The sequence below is a fragment of the Streptomyces sp. NPDC004542 genome (assembly GCF_040610035.1).
Classification (GTDB): Bacteria; Actinomycetota; Actinomycetes; order Streptomycetales; family Streptomycetaceae; genus Streptomyces.
Map to the genome: position 1 here is coordinate 1 of NZ_JBEXLP010000060.1, position 21,236 is coordinate 21,236.

Consider the following 21,236-nt stretch of genomic DNA (forward strand, 5'->3'; position numbering starts at 1 on the left):
GGGCGGCGGGCGGTGCGGCCCGGCACGGGATACCGGTGGAGGCACTTTTCGCGCACTGCCGCCTGCCTAGGATCCGGGCGAGGTCTCCCGGCGCACGCCGCGCGCACGCGCGAGCGGACGACACGGTACGGCCGCGGCCGGCACGGCTGCCCGCGGCCGTCCCCTGCGCTCGTATCCGCTCAGATCCGCTCGTATGCGCCCGCGTCCACCCGCTCCGGGGACCGGGTCGCCCGTTCCGGGCGGCCCGCCGACGACCGGACCGCCTGCCGCCGCCGGACCGGTGCGCACACCGCCGCCCGGCGGTACGCACCGGTCCGGCGGTGCCGCGGCGCCACCCTAAGGAGCCCCGTTCCGTTGTCCGTGGAACTCTTCCGCAGACCAGCCCGCCGCCGCGGCCCCGGCATGCCCCAGGGTGAGCTGTCCCTCCAGGAACCCCCGACGCTGCCGGAGGCACAGGCCGACACCTCGGCGGTCTGGACGTTCCTGCCGATGGGCATGATGTCCGCGTCGATGCTGGTGATGTTCCTGCGGCCGGGCGAGAACACCGTCCTCAGCTACATCGCCATGGGCATGATGGTGCTGTCCTCGGTGGCGATGCTGGTCGGCCAGGTGATGCGGGGCCGGGCGGACCGCAAGCGCCGCACCAAGGGCGAGCGCCGCGACTACCTGCGCTACCTGAGCCAGGTGCGCCGCAAGATCCGCAAGGCGGTCGCCGAGCAGCGGCAGGCGCTCATCTGGCGGCACCCGGAGCCGGCGGTGCTGTGGTCGATGGTGCGCACCACCCGGCTGTGGGAGCGCCGTCCCACCGACGACGACTTCGCCGAGGTCCGGATCGCCGTCGGCGACCAGCGGCTCGGCATCCGGCTCACTCCGATGTCCACCAAGCCGGTCGAGGACCTGGAACCGCTCAGCGCGCACGCCCTGCGCCGGTTCATCCGGGCCTACTCCACGGTCCCCGACCAGCCGGTCGGCGTCTATCTGCGGGCCTGGGCGAAGGTGCTGACCCGCGGGGAGGAGGAACGGATCCGGGCGGCCTGCCGCGCGGTGCTGGCCCAGCTGGCGGTCTTCCACGCACCGGACGACCTGTGGGTGGCGCTGTGCGTGTCGGACGAGCGGCGCGGGGAGTGGGAGTGGCTGAAGTGGCTGCCGCACGCCCACCACCGCCACGACCGGGACGGCGCCGGACCGTCCCGGCTGGTCGCGCCGTCGGTGACCGAGCTGGAGAACCTGCTCGGCGCCGAGTTCCAGGAACGCCCGCCGTTCGACCCGGACGCGGTGCCCGGGCGCGAGGAGCCGTTCACCGTGATCGTGGTGGACGGCGGCCAGGTGCCGGCGGGGCACCGCCTGGACGGGCAGGGCTTCCGCAACTGCGTGGTCCTGGACCTGTCGGGCGCCCTGACCTGGCGGCCGGGACGCACCACCTTGCGGCTGGACTTCTCCGACGGCGAGCTGCGGCTGGTGCGGACCGACCGCAGCCGCCAGGAGCAGACCACCGTGCTCGGCCGGCCCGACCGGATGGGCCCGGCGGCCGCCCGCTCGCTGGCCGCGCTGCTCGCCCCGTACCGGCTGAGCCTGGCCACCGACAGCACCGAGCCGCTGTCCTCCGACATCCAGCTGGCCACCCTGCTCGGCATCCCCGACCTGCACCGGCACGATCCCGCCGCGTACTGGCAGGGCCGTACCGCGGCCGCCGACCGGCTGCGGGTGCCGATCGCGGTCGGCGCCGACGGCTCGCCCGTCGAACTCGACATCAAGGAGTCGGCGCAGGGCGGCATGGGCCCGCACGGCATGCTCATCGGCGCCACCGGCTCCGGCAAGAGCGAGCTGCTGCGCACCCTGGTGCTGGGGCTGGCGCTGACCCACTCCTCGGAGACGCTGAACTTCGTCCTCGTCGACTTCAAGGGCGGCGCGACCTTCCTGGGACTGGACGCGCTGCCGCACACCTCCGCGGTCATCACCAACCTGGCCGACGAGGTGGCCCTGGTCTCCCGGATGCAGGACGCCCTGCACGGCGAGCTGATCCGCCGCCAGGAACTGCTGCGCGCGGCCGGCAACTACACCTCCGCCCTGGAGTACGAGAAGGCCCGCGCGGCCGGTACTCCGCTGGGACCGCTGCCCAGCCTGTTCGTGGTGGTCGACGAGTTCAGCGAACTGCTCGCCGCGCACGGGGAGTTCATGGAGCTGTTCGTGATGATCGGCAGGCTCGGCCGGTCGCTGGGCGTCCATCTGCTGCTGGCCTCGCAGCGCCTGGACGAGGGCCGGATGCACCAGCTGGAGAGCCACCTGTCCTACCGGATCGGCCTGCGCACGTTCTCCGCCATGGAGAGCCGCGGCGTGCTCGGTGTGCCCGACGCCTACCAGCTGCCGTCGCAGCCGGGCAGCGGCTACCTGAAGACCGGCGTGGAGGCGCTGACCCGGTTCCGGGCCGCCTACGTCTCCGGACCGTACCGGCAGCGGCGCGGCGCCCTGGCCCGGGCCCAGGTGGCCGGTCAAGTGGTGCCGTGGAGCGTGGGCTGGGTGGCGCCCCGGCAGCTGCCGGACCCGGCTCCGCGGGCCGGGGAGGAGAGCGAGGAGAGCACGGAGGAGGCCGCCGCCCCGTCGCTGCTGGCCACCGCCGTGGACCGGCTGCGTGCCTCCGGGCCCGACGCCCGCCAGGTGTGGCTGCCGCCGCTGGACCTGCCGCCCACCCTGGACCAGTTGCTGCCCGAGCTGGGGCCCGACGCCGAACGCGGCTTCACCGTCGCGGCCGTCTCCGGCGCGGGCCGGGCCCAGGGTCAGGCCGTGGTCCGTGGCGCGCTGCGGGTGCCGCTCGGCGTCGTGGACCGGCCGTTCGACCAGCGGCGCGACCCGCTGGTCGTCGACCTGTCCGGGGCCGGCGGCCACGTGGCCATCGCGGGCGGCCCGCAGAGCGGCAAGTCGACGCTGCTGCGCACCCTCATCGTCGCCCTGGCTCTCACCCACACCCCGCGCGAGGTGCAGTTCTACTGCCTCGACTTCGGCGGCGGCAGCCTGACCGGGCTGGCCGGCCTGCCGCACGTCGGCGGGGTCGCCGCACACGTGGACGGCGAGCGCATCGGCCGTACCGTCGCGGCGGTGGCCTCGGTGCTCGCCGACCGGGAGCGGTTCTTCCTCGAGCACGGCATCGACTCGATGGCGACGTACCGCAAGCGGCGGGCCGCCGGGGAGTTCCCCGACGAGCCGTACGGCGACGTCTTCCTCGTGGTCGACGGCTGGGGCACACTCCGCCAGGACCACCTCGACCATGTCACCACGCTCTCCCAGTTCGCCATGCGCGGCCTGAACTACGGGGTGCACCTGGTCGTCACCACCGCCCGCTGGGTGGAACTCGCGGCGCAGGTACGCGACCAGGCGGGCACCCGTCTGGAACTCAAGATGGGCGACCCCATGGAGTCGGTGATCGACATCCGCAAGGCCCGCTCGGTGCCGCGTGTCCCCGGCCGTGGCCTGACCCCGGAGACCAAGCTGCACTACCTGACCGCGCTGCCCCGCGTCGACGGCACCCAGGACCAGGAGGACCTCGCCGAGGGCGTGGAGCGGACCGTCCTCGAGATCGCCGGGCACTGGCACGGACCGGCGGCCCCGGCGGTCCGGATGCTGCCGGTCACGCTGCCCGCCGCCGGGCTGCCGGCCCCCGACGGGCACCTGCGGATCGCGCTGGGCGTGGAGGAGGAGAAGCTCGCCCCGGCCTGGCACGACTTCTCCGAACACCCGCACCTGGTGGTGGTCGGCGACTCGGAGACCGGTAAGACCAACCTGCTGCGGCTGGTGGCCAAGGGCATCACCGAGCGCTACGGCCCCGACGAGGCCCGGATCCTGGTGGTGGACTACCGGCGGGACCTGGTCGAGGCGGTACCTCAGGAGTACCGGCTGGGCCACGCGGTCTCGGTCGACCAACTGCGGGAACTGGCGGAGGGCGCGAGCCGGGCCCTGCGCAGCCGGATGCCGGGCCAGGACATCGCGCCGTCCCGGATGCGGCTGCGCGACTGGTGGCAGGGGCCCACCCTGTTCGTCCTGGTCGACGACTACGACCTGGTCGGCGGCGCGCTGGGCCGCAATCCCTTCGAGCCGCTGCTCGACTTCCTCGCCCTCGGCTACGAGATCGGGTTCCACCTGGTGGTCACCCGGTCCGCCGCGGGCGCGGGCCGGGGCCTGGGCGACATGGTGCTGCGCCGCATGCTGGAGGTGAACACGCCGGGTCTGCTGCTGTCCTGCCCGCCCTCCGAGGGCTACCTGTTCGGCAGTGTGAAGCCACGGGTCCTGCCGCCGGGCCGGGCGTTGCGCATCACCCGCCGCAAGACGGTCCAGGTGCAGACGGCGCTGCTGGAGGAGTGACGGCCGGGGGGCCGGCTGAAGGCCGGCCCCTCCGACACCGGTGCCACGGCGACGAGCGGGCCCACGACCACGAGCGGGCCCCGGCCGTCGCACCGAAGACGGCACCACCGGCCGGAGCGACGGGCCGCCACCTGCGGACCGGACCGACCGCTGACCGGGCCGACCCCGCGCGGCGGCCCGTGACGGCCGCCGCCCCCAGCGCCACGGCCACCACCACCGCCGTGATCAGCCGGGCACCCCGGCCATCTGCCGAGGACCACACCACCGGGCAGGCCGGCACACCGCCACCGGACCGGCAGCCCGAGAGCCGGCGCGGACGCAGGCACCACCCGACCGCCGGACAGGCGGACCCCGGCGCGGCCGTTCAGTCCGCCGCGCCAGGAACAGCCCGTCGACGACGACCGCGGACCGCTCCCCGGACGGCAGCCGCGACGGCCACCGCCCCCAGCGCCACGGCCACCACCACCGCCGCGATCAGCCGGGCACCCCGGCCATCTGCCGAGGACCACACGACTGGCCGGGGTGACACCGCGGTCGCCGGACCGGTTCCGCCGTGCGGTACGGCGGTGAGGGCCGCGTACGCGTCCAGCCGCGGGACGTCGGCCGGGTACGCCGTCGAGGTCAGCCTGCGGACCGCCTGAGGGGCGGTCAGCCGCGGGGCGTGGGAGCGTACGAGGGCGGCGGCGCCGGCGACGTAGGCGGTGGCGAACGAGGCACCGCTGCCGGTGAAGTGGCCCTTGCCGCGCGGCCCGGCGCCGACGACCTTGTCGCCCGGCGCGGCCAGGTCGGCCTGTTCGGGCTCCGGTGCGTCCTTCGGGCGGGTGCCGTCCGGCCCGAAGTCCACGACCGACAGAACGTCCCGTTCGGCGGCCGGCCAGTACTTCCGGGGCCGGGCGGCATCGGCCGAGGCCGAGCCGGAGCCGGAGCCGGTGCTGGAAGCGGGCGCGCTGTCGGGTACGGCGGCCGCCACCACCACGCAGTCGTGCGCGGCCGCGTACCGCACCGCGGAGGTCAGCGCGGCGCTGCCGGAGGGCAGTGCGAGCGGCACCGCGATCACCTGGGCATGGGCGTCGACGGCCGTGCGGATGCCCGCCGCGACCCGGTCGGCGTCCGCCCGGCCGAGCGGGTCGGTACCGCGTACGGCGAGGATGCGGGCCTGCGGCGCGATCCCGCCGAAGTCGGCTCCGCCGCCGCTGCCCGCCGCGCCCGCGATCAGGCCGGCGACGAAGCTGCCGTGCCCCACGCAGTCGTCGGCGGCCCCGGCCGCCGTGACCCGGCCGGTCAGCCCGCGGGTGCCGGGTGCCACGCCGGTGTCGACGACGGCCACGGTGACTCCGGCGCCCCGGGAGAACGCCCACGCGCCGGACAGGTCCAGCACGTCGTGCGTCCACGGGGTGACGTTCATGACGGTGGGCGATGCCTTGGTGCACGCTGCCCCGGACCGCAGCGTGCCCGGGATGACGGGGAGTCGCACACCTTCCCCGGACGTGCCGGACGTACCGGACGCCGCCGGCGTCGAGTCGGCGGCCGTCGCGGCCGACGCCGTGGCCGGGCCGAGCGCCAGGGCCAGCGCGCAGACGGCGGCGAGCGTGCCGGGGGCCCGCCGCTCGCCGCGGTGCCGGTGGGGTTGGGGGGCGGACATCTGCGTCGGGGTCCTTCGCTGGTCGGGGGCCGGGGTCGTCGTCGGGGCGGGGTCTGGTCAGATCAGGGAGATCAGCGCCGGGGGGCGGGCGGCCCGCAGTGCCCGCCCGGTCCGCGCGGCGTCCCGGCCGGGGGCGCCGCCGGGATCCGCCGCGCGGCCCGTCTCCCGCTCCAGGCCGCGGAGCTTCCCGCGGACCGCGGCGACGGCGGCGTGGCCGTCCTCGTACGCGTCCCCGGGTTCGTGCTCGTCCCCCGTCAGCAACGACACCGCCCGCTCGTAGCAGGCCGCCGCCTGTTCGGGGAAGCCGAGCCGGTGCTGGGCGTCGCCGAGGCCGTCCCATGCCAGGGCCTCCCCGTACCGGTCGCCCAGTTCCCGGTGGAGCACGGCGGCACCGTGGCCGTGGGCGAGGGCCTCGCCGGGGTGGCCGAGGTGCCAGCGGGCCCGGCCCAGGGCGTTCAGCGCGGACGCCTCCGCGTGCCGGTCGCCGACGGCCCTGGACAGTTCCGTCGCCGACCTGGCGTGCCACGCCGACCGCTCGTGGCACCCCTGCCGGTCGTGGACGGCGGCCAGGGCCAGGTGGGCCCGTGCCCGCCCGGATCCGTCGCCGGCGGCGGTGAACAGTCCCAGCGCCTCTTCCAGCGGGGCGAGGGCCTCGGCGTCGCGGCCCAGTCGCCCGTAGGCGCGGCCCAGGCTGAGCTGGGCGCGGGCCTGGCCGGGCAGGTCGGCGGCCCGCCGGGCGGCGGCCAGTGCGGTACCGGCCGCCGCGGCCCACGCCTGCCCGTGCCCCCCGCGTTCGAAGAGCGGTTCAAGGGCCGCCGTCAGCCGCCAGGCGGTGATCTCGTCGTCCGGGGCGCTGCCCGCGTGCGCGGCCAGCCGCACCATCTCCGGCAGGGCCGGCAGTTCGGCGGCGAACCAGGCCGACCCCGCCGCGGCGTCCGGGAACCCGGCCCGGTCCGGCTCCGCGTCCGGTGCGGCGTCCGGTTCCGCCTGGGAGTACGGCGCCGGGGCGAGCAGCCGGGCCGCCGCCCGCGCCGTGTGCAGGACGTGGCCGAGCAGCCTGCGTACCGCCGCGCCCCGCGTCTCGGCGGAGTCGACCTCGTGCACCAGCTCGGTGGCACAGGCGCGTTCCGCCGCGCCCAGCGCGAAGCGACCCGGGGCCCGCTCGGTGACCAGGTGCAGGTCGGCCAGTTCGGCCAGCAGTGTGCGGCCACGCCGCGACGCGACACCGGCCAGGGCCGACACGGCCGCCGTGCCGACGTCCGGTCCGGGGTGCAGCGCCAGCAGCCGGAACAGCCCGGCCGCCGCCGGGGTGAGCGTCCGGTACGACGCGGACAGCGCCCGGCGCGGACCGGCGACCGGACCGAATCCGCTGGACCGGCCGGACCCGGCGTCCTCCCTGGACCCGGCGTCCTCCCTGGACCCGGCGTCCTCCCTGGACCCGGCGGATCCCGTAGATCCTGCGGAGGCAGCGGAACCTGCGGACCCCTGCGGCCCGGTCGAGCCGGCGGACCCGGCAGGTCCGACAGGTCCGGCCGATACGAGCGGCCCGGCAGGCCCGGCGGATCCGGTGGGCCCGTCCGACGCGACGGACCCCTTCGGCCCGTCCGACACCACGGATCCGCCGGCCCCGGCGAACCCAGCCGCTCCGGCAGACCTGGCAGACCCGGCGGACTCGGCAGACCCGTCGACGAAACCGGCGCAGCCGGCAGGCCCGGCGGACTCGTGGTGCTCCAGTTCGGCCGCGACGGAGGTGAGGCCGGTGCCGCCGCCGGCCGTCGCTTCGTCCGCCGCGGCGACAAGCGCCGAGGGGAGGCCCGCGCAGGCCGCGACGATCCGCCGGGACGCCTCCGCCTCGGCGGCGAGCCGTCCGGCACCGATGCGGCCCGCCAGCAGCTCCGCCGCCTGCTCGGGCGCCAGTGGCTCCAGCGTGACCCGGTGGGCGCCTTCCGCCGCGACCAGGCCGGAGAGCCGGTTGCGGCTGGTCACCAGGACCAGACAGCCGGGACCGCCGGGCAGCAGCGGACGCACCTGCTCGGCGTCGCGGGCGTCGTCCAGCAGCAGCAGGACCCGGCGTCCGGACAGCACACTGCGGTAGAGGGCGGTCCGGCTGTCCGGGTCCTCGGGGATCCGGTGTGCCGGGACACCCAGTGACCCGAGCAGACGGCCCACCGCATCGGTCGGCGGGACGGGTGGGCGGGCCGGATCGAAGCCGCGCAGGTCCACGTGGAGCTGCCCGTCGGGGAAGCGGCCGGCCAGCCGGTGGGCGACGTGGAGCGCCAGTGCCGTCTTGCCGATCCCCGCCGGTCCGCACACGGCACCGACGACCGGGGTTCCCGGCCCGGCGCCGTCGGCCAGCGCCGACAGCCGCCCGGTCTCCGCCCGGCGGCCGGCCAGGGCGGGCGGCGGGGCGGGCAGTTGCCGGAGCGGGGCCGGGCGCAGACCGGCCGACTGGGCGTCGGCGGGCTGCCGCGGAGGCGGCGGTGCGTCGAGGTCCGCCCGCTGCGGCACGGCCGAGGGGGCGGGCGCGGGCGCGGACGGAGCCTGGCCGGTGCCGTTCCCCTCGAGCACCTTCTGCTGGGCGGCGCGCAGTTCGGGGCCGGGGAGGATGCCCAGTTCGGCGGCCAGCCGGACCCGTGCCAGCCGGCAGGTCTCGAGCGCCTCGGCCTGGTGGCCGGTGGCGGCCAGCGCCAGGGCCAGCCGGGCCTGCACCTGCTGGTCGAGCGGATGGCGCGCGGCGCACTGTTCGAGCGAGGTCAGCACCCGGTCCGCCAGCCCGTGCCGCAGCGCGGTGTCGGCGGCCTCCCGGACGGCGGTCAGGTACTCGCGTTCCAGAGCGGTGAAGAACCGGTGGGTCCGTACGGCCGCCGGGATCCCGGCGGCGACCGGGCCCCGCCACAGGGCGAGGGCGTCGTTCCACCGCTGCACGGCCTCCGCCGGCATCCCGTGGCGGCCGGCGTCACGCGCCCGGTCGCGCAGTCCGCGGAAACGCAGCAGGTCGATGTCGTCGGCGGCCACCCGCAACCGGTAGCCTCCGTCGACCCGTATCAGCCTCTCGCCCTCGGCCCGGTTCGGCAGGCCGGGCTCCAGCAGCCGCCGCAGCATGCCTATGTGACGGTGGATCACGTTGACCGCGCTCACCGGCGGTTCCTGGCCCCACAGCACGTCGGAGACCTCGGCGAGGCCCACCGGCCGTCTGGCCCGCACGAGCAGCACGGCAAGGGTGGCGCGCTGCTGCGGCGGGCCGAGGTCCAGTTCGGCACCGTCGCGCCAGGCCCGCACCGGGCCCAGCACGGAGAAGCGCACCGCGCCCGGGTCGCCGCCGCTCATCTTCCCGCCTTCCACCGGGCCGTCCTCAGCCCCGGTACCACTTCTGGTTCTGCGTGCCGGTGCACGTCCACAGCTGCAGCCGGGCTCCGTTCCCCGTCTGCTGGTCCCGCACGTCCACGCACTTGTCGGTCTGCGGGTTGACGAGGTCGCCCGCGGCGGTGAGCCGGAACTTCTGGGCCGCGCCCCCATTGCAGGTGGCCAGCTGGATCGTCGTGCCGTCCGCGCTGGAGCCCCAGGCGACGTCCATGCACAGGCCGAGGGACCGCACCGTGCCGTCGGACCTGAGCGACCACTGCTGCCATTTCTCGCCGTTGCAGTCCCATATCTGCAGCGGTGTTCCGTCCTCGGCGTGTCCGTCGGTGACGTCGATGCAGCGGCCGGACGCGGAGCCGACCAGGCTGGTCGCCGACGCCGCGGTGCTCCCGCCACCGGTGGAGGAACCGGACGAGCCGGAGGAGGTGCCGGAAGAGCCCGACTTGGTGTGACCGTTCACCACGGTCGCCGCCGCGCCGGCGCCCGAGGACTCCTTCGTCGTCGTTTTCTTGCCCCCCTTCGCGGAGGCGGGCTTGTCGGCGTCGGAACCGGTTCCGGTTCCGGTTCCGGTTCCGGAACCGGAACCGGAACCGTGGTGCCCAGCACCGCCGCCGGGGTGTCCGGCCTCCGCGGCCCGTGCGGCGCTCCCCGAGCGCTTGCCGGGCGTGGCGGAGGACGTCGCGGGGGCTGCCGCGCCGGGTATGCCGCCGGCCCCGCTCTCACCGTCGCGGGAGAACGTCCCCTGGGCGCCGTTCTCGGCCCGGGCCGTCCGGTCCTCACCGCCGCCGAGCAGAAGGAAGGACGTGCCGGTCACCAGCAGCGCCAGCAGGGCCGCCCCGACCACGGTCTGTTTGGAGAGCTGCCGGCCGCTCTCCTCGGTCTCCTCACCGTCCCCGCTGCCGCCGTCCGGCGAGCCCACGGACGCGGCCGCGGTGGCCCGTCCGTCCGTTTCCGCGGCGCGGCCCGCCGTCTCCCCGGCCGCGTCCCCGTCGGGCCGGGCGGCGGAGCCCGCGGTTGCGGACTCCGCCGCCTCGGATTCCGCGTCGGAATCGGCGTCCGCGTCCATGTCGGCGGCGGGGGCGGCGTCCGGCTCCGGGACCGATGCCGTCCGCCGCCCCGCCCCTGCCGGTCGTCCTGACTCAGCTCGGCCCGGCTCCGGTCGCTCCGGTCGCTCCGGTCGCTCCGGCAAGGTCGTGTCCGGCGTGGCGGTCACCGCCCCGTCGACGCCCTCTTCGGTCTCCGCAGCGGCGGCGGAGACCGCCGAGCCCTCGGTACGCGAGCGCTGGATCCCCCAGCGTGTCATGTGCACTCTCCTGGATCACACGTTGCTCGGCCGCGCTTCGCGCGCTCACCCCGATGTCCCGATGCGGTGCGACGGGATCGTCCGGCCGGCCGCCGGACGGCTCCGCCCGCTCCGGTCCGGGGCACCTGGTCGTAACGCCCCGGCGGACGGGACGGCCGGATGGTCCCCGCCCGCCGGGCGAGCCTAGTTCTGCCGAATGACTGGAAACTGACCGGCGCTCAGCAGGCCCTCCCGGGCCGCCGGACGTCGGGCAGTCCGGCCGTCCAGTCCAGCACCAGGGCGTTGAACTCCTCCGGCCGCTCCTGGTGCGGCCAGTGGCCCGCTGCGTCCAGGACCACGGACGCGCTGTACGGATGCGGGCTGACCGACCGGTCCCAGTCGGGCCCGACGCCTCTCGCCGCGAGCGAGGCCGGCGAGCAGACCGTCAGCACCGGACAGGTCCGGCGGCGCAGGTACGGCTCGCAGGCGGGACGCACCACGGGGCCGGTGTGCGCGTCGTACAGACCGGCGACCGTCCGGGCGATGACGTCACCGGCCGTACCGAGCGCCCGCCGACGGTGCCAGGCGGGCAGCCAGCCGGCGGCGGGTCCGGTCGGCGGCCCCTCGTCGTCCGCCAGCAGCCGGGCCATCGCCCCGGCCGGATCCGGGACGCTGACCGCGGCGGCCCGCGCCGCCGCCCGGCCGGCGTCCATGCCGTAGCGGGGACTGACCGCCACCACGGCCTCGACGAGGTCGGGCCGCTCGACCGCCAGGACGGAGGCGATCACGGCTCCGGCCGAGTGGCCCACGACGATCACGGGTCCGGTGCCGGTGGCGGCGAGCACTCCGGCCAGGTCGGCGGCGAAGTCCCTCGGGGTGTGGCCGTGCGGCGCGGGCCGGGACCGGCCGTGACCGGGCAGGTCGGGGATGATCAACCGGTGCCGGACGGCGAGCGCGTCGATCTGCGGAGCCCAGTCGTGGGAGTCGCAGGCCTCGCCGTGGACGAGCAGCAGTGTGCGCTGTCCGGCGCCCTCCACCGTGTGGAAGAGCGGGACCTCGGCGCAACCGTCCCGGTGCGTCACGCCGGTCCCCCCGGTACCGCCCGCAGCGTGGGCCGTCCGGTCGCGTCCTCCTCGGGACCGCGGCCGACCGGACGGCGGCCGGCCGGACCGCAGCCGCGCAGTCCGGTGCGGACGGCCTCGGCGGGTGGCAGCGGCCCGTGCGCCGGGAGGCCCGCGCAGTCCCGTACGGCGAGCGCCTGCCGCCAGGCGGCCCGCGCCGCCGCCGGGTCCCCTGCCGTGCGGTGGGCGTCACCGAGCCAGACCAGCGACCGGAACTCGTTGTACCGGTCACCGGCGGCGCGGTACAGCTGGAGGGCGCGCTGGTAGCCGGCGACGGCCCGCCGGTGGCTGCCCAGGTGCTGGTGGCAGTGGCCGAGCCCGCGCCAGACCGCGGCCTCGGCGTGCGGTTCGTCCAGCCCACGCAGTGGCTCCAGGGCCTGCCGGGTGTGGGTGAGCGCCTGCCGGTACTGCCCGAGCAGGGTGTGCGTCCGGCCGAGCGCCTGGAGCGCCCCGGACTGGCCCACCGGGTCGCCGGCCGCCCGGTATCCCTCCAGGGCCTGCTCCCGGTGGTACAGGGCGTGGGCCTGATGGCCCTGCCAGTCGAACACCCGGCCGAACTCACCATGGGTGCGGGCCTGGCCCGTCATGTCGCCGAGTTCCCCGAACAGGTCCAGTGCGCGGCGCAGGTGTGCGTGGGCGTCGTCGTGGCGGTCCAGCCGTGCCGAGGCGCAGCCGAGGGCGCGGTGCACGTGGGCCAGGGCCGTAGGATCACCGAGCCGTCGGGCGGCCGCCAGCGCCGGCCGCAGGGCTTCGGCGTAGTCGTGGTGCAGCCCCTGCTGGTCGAGGAGACGCTCCAGGGCCCAGGCCAGCTGCCAGGCGTGCCGGTCGAACCCTTCCCGGGCCGCGCGCCCCACCATCTCGAGCAGCACCGGCAGTTCGGCGCCGAACCAGGCCAGCGCCGCGGCCCGCGCCGGATGCTCCGACGGGCTCACGCCCGGCTCCGCCGGGGGCAGGTGGATCCTGGTGCCGTTCGGGGACAGCGTCCGTACCGCGCCGTGGGCCGTGTGCAGGCAGTGGTCGAGGATCCGGTGCAGCGCGGCACGCCGGCTGCCCGCGTCCTCGTGCGTCTCCCCGAGTTCGGCGGCGTGCACCCGCAGCAGCCGGTGCCGGGCGAACCTCCCGTCCGCGGCCGGGGTCAGGAGCGAGACCCCGGCGATCTCACCCAGCAGTGCGCGGGCCCGCTCCACCGGGACACCGGCCGCGCTGGCGGCCAGGGATACGTCGAACGTCCGGCCCGGGTGTTCGGCCAGCCCTCGGAGCAGGCGCGCCGCGGCGGGCGAGAGCGCCCGGTACGAGCCGTCGCAGGCCGTGCGGACCTCGGCGAACGCGTCCAGGTCGGCCCGGCTCTCCCGCAGTTCGGCCACGGTCGCGGCGAGCGGGAAGGCCGGGCGGGCACCGGCGTGGGCGGCCACGACGGCCAGGGCCAGCGGCAGCCCTCCGGTCAGGCCGGTGATCTCGGCGACCGCGTCCTCCTCGGCGGCGACCCGGTCGCCGCCGAGCCGGGCGGCCAGGCAGTCGCGGGCCTCGTCGGCGTCGAACGGCTCCAGCGCCAGGAACCGTACGTCGTCCGGTCCCTCGGCCAGGTCCTCCAGGGGGCCGCGGCTGGTGACGACGGCCAGGCAGCCGGGCCGGCCGGGCAGCAGCGGCCGTACCTGCCCGGCGTCCCGGGCGTCGTCGAGCACGACCAGGATCCGGCGGCCGGCCAGCACCTCGCGGTAGCGCCGGGCCCGCTCCAGCCCGTCGGCCGGGACCTGCTCCGGCGGCACGCCCAGCGCCTGAAGGAACCTTCCCAGCACCAGGACGGGATCCACCGGCGGCCCGCCGGGGCCGAAGCCGCGCAGGTTCGCGTACAACTGCCCGTCCGGGCAGCCGGCCGCGGCTCGATGGGCCCAGCGCACCGCGAGCGCGGTCTTGCCGGAACCGGGTGTCCCGCTGACGGCGACCACCGCGGCCCGGCCCGGCCGGCCGCCGTCCGGCGTGGGCATCAGGGCCAGCTCCCGCTGCCGGCCGACGAACACCGGCAGGTCGGCGGGCAGCTGGGCCGGGACCGAGAAGGCGTCGGGGGACGTGCCGCGCCGTTCCTCGGTACGGGCGGACGCCGAGCGGCCGGCGCCGCCGGGTGGTACGGGGACGCCGGCGCCGAGCACCAGCCGCGCGGCGGCCCGCAGTTCGGCCCCCGGGCCGATGCCCAGTTCCTCCCCCAGCCGGGCGCGTACCTCCCGGTAGGTGCGCACCGCCTCCTGGGTGCGGCCGGTCGCGGTCAGGGCCTGCAGCAGCCGGGCGTGCAGCGGTTCGTCCATCGGGCGCTCGGCGGCGCAGCGGCGCAGCGCCCCGAGCAGTTCCCCGGCCCGGCCGCAGCGCAGCGCCGCGTCGGCGGCCTCCTTGACCACGGCGTGCCGTTCCCGATCCAGTGCCGTCAACACCGGATGCGCGCGCACCGCGGGCGGGATCCCGTCGGCGGTGGGGCCCTGCCACAGGGCCAGCGCCTCCACGTACCGCGCCACCCCCAGGTCCTGCGCCCCGCTGTCCCTCAGGCGGCGGGCGTCCTGGGTGAGCTGCCGGAAGCGCAGCAGGTCCAGCGAGTCCGGATCGGCCTCCATGCGGTAGCCGCCGGCGCCGCGCAGCAGCCACTGCCCGAACGCCCTGGTGGGGAGGTCCGGTTCGAGGAGCCTGCGCAGCAGCCCGATGTGGCGGTAGACGACGGTGAGCGCGCTGACCGGCGGGTCGTCGCCCCACAGGACGTCGACGATCTCCTCGACCTCCATGGGCTGCCCGGGACGGGCCAGCAGCAGCGCCAGCACGGCGCGTTGCTGGGGCGGGCCGAGCTCGAGGACCCTGCCGTCCCGCCAGGCCCGGACCGGGCCCAGCACGGCGAAACGCAACCGTCTCCTGTCCGCTTCCGCGGGCATGGTCGTCCTTCCTTTCGGCGCCGGCGCGGTGAGCGCGACCGCCCTCAGGTGAAGATCACCGGCGTGTGGACAGACCCTAGGAACAGCGTCTTGCGATCCTCTTGCGATCGTCTTGGAACCGGACCGGCGGCGCGGGACGGACCGGCCGAGGGCGGGGCGGGGCGCACCCCGTCGGCACCGGACAGCAGCAGGCGCCGGCGCCCGCCGGGGCTCGACCCCCGGCGGGCGCGCCGCGTTCCACGCGGACCGAGCGCCGGTGGGGGCGTGCACAGTCGGTGCCCGAACGGGCACGGCCGCACGGCGCCACCGGGGCGTCAAGCGGCCCGGGAAGCCGCTCGTGTCCGGTGCCGGCACACGGTGCTCACCGCACCATGCCTCCCGGCCCGGCGTCCAGGCACGGAGGCGGGGACCTGCCCCGCCGGACAGATTGTCCTGCCCCTGGGGCCCTGCGTCGCCCGCCCGACGAACGCACGTTCTACAAGTGGCGGCCAAGAAAACGTCAAGGGGGGCGGGTGACGATCGTCCCGCCCGGCATCCGGTTCTCAGGTGCCGGACCAGGAAGGACGTTGGGGATGATCTCGATCGCGGTCCTCGCCGGTGACCGGATCACCGGCGAGGGGGCCGTCTGCTGCCTGCGCGGTCAGCGCGGGCTGGAAGTCCTGACCGAGCAGGAGCACGCGCGAGCGGACGTCATCCTGATCCTGACGACGGAGGCCACCGAGGAGACCATGGCGCTCATGGAGCGGGCCGCCGCCGGTTCGGTCAGGCCCGGCATGGGCATCGTGCTGGTCACCGGGAGCCTGCAGCGGGCGCAGCTGGCCCGGGCCGTGCGGTGCGGCCTGCGCGCCGTGGTGTGGCGTCAGGACAGCGGATACGACGACGTCGTGCGGGCCGTGCGGAACGTCGCCGCCGGGGACGCGACGCTGCCCGCCCGGGTCCAGGGCTGGCTGGTCGACCACGTCGGGACGGTCGAGCGGGACGTGCTGCGGCCCAGAGGACTGACGCCGTCGGGGCTGGACCACCGCGAGGTGGACGTGCTGCGGCTGCTGGCGGACGGATTCGACACCACGGAGATCGCCCGGAAGCTGAACTACTCGGAGCGCACCATCAAGAGCGTCGTCGGCGCCATGATGAACCGCCTCGGGCTGCGCAACCGCGCCCACGCCGTCGCCTTCGCGCTGAGGTCGGGGACGCTGCCGTGACGACGGCGGGCCGTACCGCGGACGCACGACGGCTCGCGGCGGACGCGCGGCGACACGCGGCGGACGCACGGCGGACCGGAGCGCGGCCGGCCGCCTTCGACCCACGGCTGGTGTACGACCTCCGGGGCGACGACATGCCGCCCGGCTTCGAGACCACGGAGCTGCTGCGCGGGCGGCCGGTGGCCCGCGTGCGCCCGGACAGCCCGCCGGCGGCCCTGGAGGCGGTGGACGCCGGCAGCCTCCTTGGCGAGCCGCTGATCGTGATGCGGTCCGGCTACGTCCTGCACCGCTTCGCGCACCGGCTGCTCCGTGGCCGGACACCGTCCTTCCCGTCCTCGGCCGACGGCGCCGAGACGGGCGAGCCGATGGTCGCCGAAGGGCTGGGCGCCACGGTGCTGCCCGACGTCGGCGTCCTCGGCGATCCGCTGGAGCGGCGGGGCGTGATCACCGTGCGCCCGCTCGCGGGGACTCGACCGATGTGCTGCTGGTCCTGCGGCGCCGCCACTTCGGCGCCGCTCCGCGGGCCGTCCGCGATCTGCGCGAGCTCTTCGTGCGCAACGCCCGCACGGTCAAGGCCTCTTCGTGAGCACCTGCCGCGCCGACGCGGTGCCGAACGGCGCGTCCGTCCCGCGTCCCAGCACATGAGAAACCCTCCGACGTGCTGGTGCGTGCCGCCCCCATGTGGTTACCTGACTCCATGACCGTGCTCGTGACCCGCCGCCACGTCGACTACGTGCGTGTCACCACCACGGGCTGTTCCGCCGCGAGCTGACGCCGCGCTCCGGCTTCCGAGCAGTTCCTCTCCCACCGCATCGCGCTGAACGCCGTCCCCCTACGCCCTTCTTCCGGGCGGGGCCGGCAGCGCCGTGGTTCACGCACGCCTTCGCGTTCCCACCCTCCGTACAGGGAGCACCACCATGAGCCAGCCCATCGACTCCGTCACCGCCGGCCACACGCCCGAGGAGTCGCCCGCCGGTCCCGACACCTCGGCCTGGTCCTTCGAGACCAAGCAGATCCACGCCGGGGCCGCGCCCGACCCGGCGACCGGCGCTCGCGCGACGCCGATCTACCAGACGACGTCGTTCGTGTTCCGGGACACCCAGCACGCCGCGGACCTGTTCTCGCTGGCCGAGCCCGGCAACATCTACACCCGGATCCACAACCCCACCCAGGACGTCTTCGAGCAGCGCGTCGCCGCGCTGGAGGGCGGGGTCGCGGCCGTGGCGCTGTCCTCCGGGCAGGCGGCGGAGACCCTGGCGATCCTCACCCTGGCGAGCGCCGGCGACCACATCGTCTCCAGCACGTCGCTGTACGGCGGCACCTACAACCTGTTCCGGCACACGCTCCCGAAGTTCGGCATCGAGGTGTCCTTCGTGGACGACCCGGACGACTTCGAGGCGTGGCGGGCGGCGGTCCGCCCGAACACCAAGGCGTTCTTCGCCGAGACCCTGGGCAACCCGCGCGCGAACGTGCTGGACGTGCGGGCGGTCGCGGACGTGGCGCACGAGGCGGGCGTACCGCTGATCGTCGACAACACGGTCCTCACCCCTTATCTGCTGCGGCCCCTCGAGCACGGCGCGGACATCGTCGTGCACTCGGCCACCAAGTTCCTGGGCGGCCACGGCACCACCATCGCCGGTGTGGTCGTCGACGGCGGCACCTTCCACTTCGGGGCGCACGGCGAGCGGTTCCCGGACTTCTCCGAGCCCGACCCCAGCTACCACGGGCTGCGGTACTGGCCGGCGCTCGGCCCGGGCGCCTTCGCCGTCAAGCTCCGGGTGCAGCTGCTGCGCGACCTCGGCCCGGCCCTGTCCCCGCACTCCGCGTTCCTGCTGCTCCAGGGCGTGGAGACGCTCAGCCTGCGCATCGAGCGGCACTCCGCGAACGCGCAGGCGATCGCCGAGTGGCTGGAGCAGCGGGACGAGGTCGCCGCGGTGCACTACCCGGGCCTCGAGTCCAACCGGTGGTACGAGGCGGCCCGGCGGTATCTGCCGCGGGGCGCCGGTGCCGTGGTCTCCTTCGAGCTGCGGGACGGGGTGGAGGCGGGCAAGCGGTTCGTGGACGCCGTCGAGCTGTTCAGCCACCTCGCCAACATCGGCGACGTACGCAGCCTGATCATCCATCCGGCGTCCACCACCCACAGTCAGCTCGACGAGGAGCAGCTGGCGGCCACCGGTACCTCGCCCGGCCTGGTGCGCCTGTCGGTCGGCATCGAGAACCTCGCCGACCTGAAGGCGGACCTCGAGGCCGGGTTCCGCGCGGCCAAGGGCGCCTCCTGAATCCCTTGCTGACGCCCGCTCAGGTTCCCCTGCCGCCGGCCACCGGTGCGTGGCGGGAGGGGGACCCGCACGGGCGTCGCCAGTGGCATCGGCGCGCCGTACCACTGCCCCTGGAGGCCGGCGGAGAACTGCCTTGTGTGCGGCTGGCGTTCGAGACCTGGGGGCGGCTCGCACCGGACCGCCGCAACGCCGTGCTGGTGCTGCACGCCCTCACCGGCGACAGTCATGTGGCCGGGCCCGCCGAACCCGGTCACCCCACTCCGGGCTGGTGGGACGGGCTCGTCGGCCCCGGGCTGGCGCTCGACACGGACCGCTGGTTCGTCGTCGCCCCGAACGTGCTCGGCGGCTGCCAGGGCAGCACCGGCCCGTCCTCCCCGAACCCCGTCGGCCGTCCCTGGGGCGGTGACTTCCCGTTCCTGACCCAGCGTGACCAGGTCGCGGCCGAGGCCGGCCTGGCCGACGCCCTGGGCGTGCGCCGCTGGGCGCTGGTGATCGGCGGCTCGATGGGCGGGATGCGGGCGCTGGAGTGGGCTGTCGCGTACCCGGAGCGCACCGGTGCGCTGCTGCTGCTCGCCACGGCGGCCCGGGCGAGCGCGGAGCAGATCGCGTGGGCCGGCATACAGACGCACGCCATCCGCTCCGATCCGCACTGGCACGGCGGTCACTACCACGACCGTGCCGAGGGACCGCACGCGGGACTCGGCCTGGCCCGGCGGCTCGCCCACGTCACCTACCGCAGCGAGCCGGAACTCCAGCTCCGCTTCGGACGTGCGCCCCAGGGCACGGAGGACCCCTTCAGCGGCGGCCGGTACCAGGTCGAGTCCTACCTCGACCACCACGCCGCCAAGCTGGTGCGCCGCTTCGACGCGGGCAGTTACGTCGTGCTGTCCGAGGCCATGAACAGCCACGACATCGGCCGGGACCGCGGCGGTGTGCGCGCCGCCCTGCGCCGGGTGACCGCCCGCACCCTCGTGGCCGGGGTCGTCTCCGACCGCCTCTACCCGCCGTCCCAGCAGGCGGAACTGGCGGCGGGCATCACCACGGCCGACGACCTCCGGCTGATCGACTCCCCCCACGGCCACGACGGCTTCCTCATCGAGGTGGAGCAGGTCGCCGCACTCGTGGGTGAGCTGCTTCCCCGAGGAGGAAAGGCATGAGGCACCACGCGCCCCTCTGTTCCTCCTCCGCCGTCGCCATGGTGTTCTCCCGGCTCGCGCGCCGGCGCCGCGCCCCGGACACTGCGCGCGGTCGACGACGTCAGCTTCACCCTGCACCGCGGCCGGACCCTGGCGCTGGTCGGCGAGTCGGGGTCGGGCAAGTCCACCACCGCCCGTCTGGTGCTCCGCCTCGCCGACCCGACCGCCGGACACGTCCTGTTCGACGGCACCGACGTCACCTCCGCGCGTGGCACCCGGGCCCGGGAGCTGCGGCGCCGCGCCCAGCTGGTCTACCAGTACACCCGGGAACTGCTCGCGGCGATCCCCGGCGGTCACGCCCTCTCCCCCGCCGCCGGCACCACCACGAGCTGAGGCCCCGCCGCGCACGAGCGGCCCGCCCACCAGCACCCCGCCGGCCCTTCACCGGCGTGCCCGCCTCATGGCCGGGGCCCGCCGTACCGTGAGCGGCCGGTACGGCGTGCCTGCCCGCGCTCCCGGCGTTCAGGCCGCCGTCTTCTCCCGGGCGGTGCGGGCGGCCCGGGCGAGGTCCATGTCCGTGGTCTCCGGGGCCAGGAACTGGGACACCACGGCGCCGAGGGCGAGCACTCCGGCCCCGACCAGCAGCACGAACCGCACGCCGAAGCTCTCCAGGCCCATCGGCAGCAGGAAGGTGCCGATGGCGGCGCCGACCCGGCTCATCGCGGTGGCGAAGCCGACACCGGTGGTGCGCAGCGAGGTGGGGAACACCTCCAGCGGGTAGACGGCGGTCAGCGCGCTGGAGGCGGCGTTGAGGAAGATGAAGAACAGGAACCCGCCGACGACGACCGGCGTGGCGGACGGCCAGGCGGCCACCAGCGCCAGGGCGGCGGCCGTGATCCAGAACGGCGGGATGAGCAGCCTGCGGCGGCCGATCCGGTCCACGACCAGGCAGCCCACGGTGACGCCCGCGACGGCCGTGAAGGAGTAGACGAGCAGGGCCGCGACCGCGTTGTCGCCCATGTGCAGGGCGTCGAAGACCTGGGTCCAGAAGGTGCCGATCGCGAAGTAGGGCAGGACCAGGGCGGCCCAGAAGACGCTCGCGAACACCGTGCTGCGCAGGTTGCGGCGGTTGAACAGGGCGCGGAAGCCGTCCTGCCGGGACTCGGCCCGCTCCTCGAGTTCGGCTTCGACGTCGACCTCGATGCCGTACTTGGCGATGAGCTGCTCGGCCTCCTCCCGGCGGCCCCGGGACAGCAGCCAGCGTGCGGACTCGGGCACGCCGCCGCGCAGCGACACACAGACGACGGCGATCACGGCACTGCTGGCCAGGGACCAGCGCCAGCCGCCGTCGACGGTCGCGAACAGGGCCCCGACGACGGTGGCGAGGGCGTAGCCGACGTACCAGCTGATCTCCAGGCTGGCGAGCAGCCGGCCGCGGCCCTTGCTGGGCGCGTACTCCGACAGCAGCGGCGCGCCGATGGCGTACTCCCCGCCGATCGCCACGCCCATCAGCAGGCGCAGCAGGAACAGGTGCAGGCCGTCCGTCACGAAGAACTGCAGGACCGAGCCGATCAGGAAGATCAGCATGTCGGCGAGGAACACCGGGCGGCGTCCGAACCGGTCGGCGAGCCGTCCGAAGAGCGGGCCGCCGACGAAGATGCCGAGCAACGGCGAGGCGCCGACCAGGCCCTCCATCAGCGTGGAGAGATGGAGGTCGGTGGTGAGCGCGGCCATCGCCATGCCGATGCCACCGATGATGTAGCCGTCGATGCCCTCGCCGATCTGGGTGGCGAGCTTCAGCTTGGTGTGCAGCCGCCTGCGCTCCTTGTCGGAGGCGGTGGTCGCAGACGGCGGCGTGCCGAGCGGCTGGTGCTCGGTCGCGGGCGTCATGGCCATGAGCGGTCCTTGTCTTGTCGGTGGCCCGGTGGGGCGCCGGGGCACCGTGCGTGCGC

At 75.6% G+C, this 21,236-nt stretch carries 10 protein-coding genes and 2 pseudogenes; 6 read left to right on the forward strand and 6 right to left on the reverse strand.

The window, feature by feature from the left end; genetic code table 11:
- Nucleotides 1-354 precede the first annotated feature (354 nt).
- Entirely contained in the window at nucleotides 355-4,353 is a 3,999-nt protein-coding gene (eccCa, locus tag ABZX30_RS26605) for a type VII secretion protein EccCa (protein WP_355937745.1), read from the forward strand.
- Nucleotides 4,354-4,717: 364 nt separating this feature from the next.
- Here eccCa and ABZX30_RS26610 read toward each other — a convergent pair whose 3' ends face one another.
- From ABZX30_RS26610 to ABZX30_RS26630, 5 genes are all read right to left on the reverse strand, one after another.
- Nucleotides 4,718-5,995, reverse strand: a complete 1,278-nt coding sequence (locus tag ABZX30_RS26610) for a S8 family serine peptidase (protein WP_355937747.1) — start codon at nucleotides 5,993-5,995, stop codon at nucleotides 4,718-4,720.
- A gap of 57 nt (nucleotides 5,996-6,052) precedes the next feature.
- A complete protein-coding gene (locus ABZX30_RS26615) occupies nucleotides 6,053-9,322 on the reverse strand; it encodes a BTAD domain-containing putative transcriptional regulator (RefSeq protein WP_355937749.1) in 3,270 nt (1,089 codons plus the stop codon).
- A 25-nt stretch (nucleotides 9,323-9,347) separates the two neighbouring features.
- Nucleotides 9,348-10,658 (reverse strand): RICIN domain-containing protein, encoded by a 1,311-nt coding sequence (locus tag ABZX30_RS26620; protein WP_355937751.1) that lies wholly within the window; start codon nucleotides 10,656-10,658, stop codon nucleotides 9,348-9,350.
- Between the two features lie 218 nt (nucleotides 10,659-10,876).
- Nucleotides 10,877-11,719: an alpha/beta hydrolase gene (locus ABZX30_RS26625; protein WP_355937753.1), complete on the reverse strand. Its 843-nt coding sequence runs from the start codon at nucleotides 11,717-11,719 to the stop codon at nucleotides 10,877-10,879.
- Complete coding sequence (locus tag ABZX30_RS26630; RefSeq protein ID WP_355937755.1) at nucleotides 11,716-14,667, reverse strand: BTAD domain-containing putative transcriptional regulator; 2,952 nt, start codon at nucleotides 14,665-14,667, stop codon at nucleotides 11,716-11,718. The genes ABZX30_RS26625 and ABZX30_RS26630 overlap by 4 nt, the downstream gene beginning before the upstream one ends.
- A 572-nt stretch (nucleotides 14,668-15,239) precedes the next feature.
- Between ABZX30_RS26630 and ABZX30_RS26635 the strand changes: the two genes are divergently transcribed.
- From ABZX30_RS26635 to ABZX30_RS26655, 5 genes and pseudogenes are all read left to right on the forward strand, one after another.
- On the forward strand, nucleotides 15,240-15,869 hold the full coding sequence (locus tag ABZX30_RS26635) for a response regulator transcription factor (protein WP_355937757.1): 630 nt from the start codon (nucleotides 15,240-15,242) through the stop codon (nucleotides 15,867-15,869).
- A 95-nt stretch (nucleotides 15,870-15,964) separates the two neighbouring features.
- Nucleotides 15,965-16,455: pseudogene (locus ABZX30_RS26640) on the forward strand (LysR family transcriptional regulator substrate-binding protein); the annotation flags it as partial.
- A gap of 331 nt (nucleotides 16,456-16,786) precedes the next feature.
- On the forward strand, nucleotides 16,787-18,148 hold the full coding sequence (locus tag ABZX30_RS26645) for a bifunctional o-acetylhomoserine/o-acetylserine sulfhydrylase (RefSeq protein ID WP_355937759.1): 1,362 nt from the start codon (nucleotides 16,787-16,789) through the stop codon (nucleotides 18,146-18,148).
- Between the two features lie 5 nt (nucleotides 18,149-18,153).
- The gene (locus ABZX30_RS26650; RefSeq protein ID WP_355937761.1) at nucleotides 18,154-19,305 is read left to right on the forward strand and encodes a homoserine O-acetyltransferase; all 1,152 of its coding nucleotides are present in this window, start codon (nucleotides 18,154-18,156) and stop codon (nucleotides 19,303-19,305) included.
- Nucleotides 19,306-19,377: 72 nt separating this feature from the next.
- Nucleotides 19,378-19,602 (forward strand): annotated as a pseudogene (locus ABZX30_RS26655) (ATP-binding cassette domain-containing protein); the annotation flags it as partial.
- 204 nt (nucleotides 19,603-19,806) lie between these two features.
- Here the strand turns inward: ABZX30_RS26655 and ABZX30_RS26660 are convergent.
- The gene (locus ABZX30_RS26660) at nucleotides 19,807-21,180 is read right to left on the reverse strand and encodes an MFS transporter (RefSeq protein WP_355937763.1); all 1,374 of its coding nucleotides are present in this window, start codon (nucleotides 21,178-21,180) and stop codon (nucleotides 19,807-19,809) included.
- Nucleotides 21,181-21,236: the final 56 nt, after the last annotated feature.

Coding starts and splice junctions, on each gene's coding strand:
- ABZX30_RS26645 (WP_355937759.1), top strand. CDS start 16,787: ATGAGCCAGCCCATCGACTCCGTCACCGCCGGCCACACGCCCGAGGAG.
- ABZX30_RS26610 (WP_355937747.1), bottom strand. CDS start 5,995: ATGTCCGCCCCCCAACCCCACCGGCACCGCGGCGAGCGGCGGGCCCCC.
- ABZX30_RS26620 (WP_355937751.1), bottom strand. CDS start 10,658: ATGACACGCTGGGGGATCCAGCGCTCGCGTACCGAGGGCTCGGCGGTC.
- ABZX30_RS26630 (WP_355937755.1), bottom strand. CDS start 14,667: ATGCCCGCGGAAGCGGACAGGAGACGGTTGCGTTTCGCCGTGCTGGGC.
- ABZX30_RS26660 (WP_355937763.1), bottom strand. CDS start 21,180: ATGGCCATGACGCCCGCGACCGAGCACCAGCCGCTCGGCACGCCGCCG.
- ABZX30_RS26615 (WP_355937749.1), bottom strand. CDS start 9,322: ATGAGCGGCGGCGACCCGGGCGCGGTGCGCTTCTCCGTGCTGGGCCCG.
- ABZX30_RS26635 (WP_355937757.1), top strand. CDS start 15,240: ATGATCTCGATCGCGGTCCTCGCCGGTGACCGGATCACCGGCGAGGGG.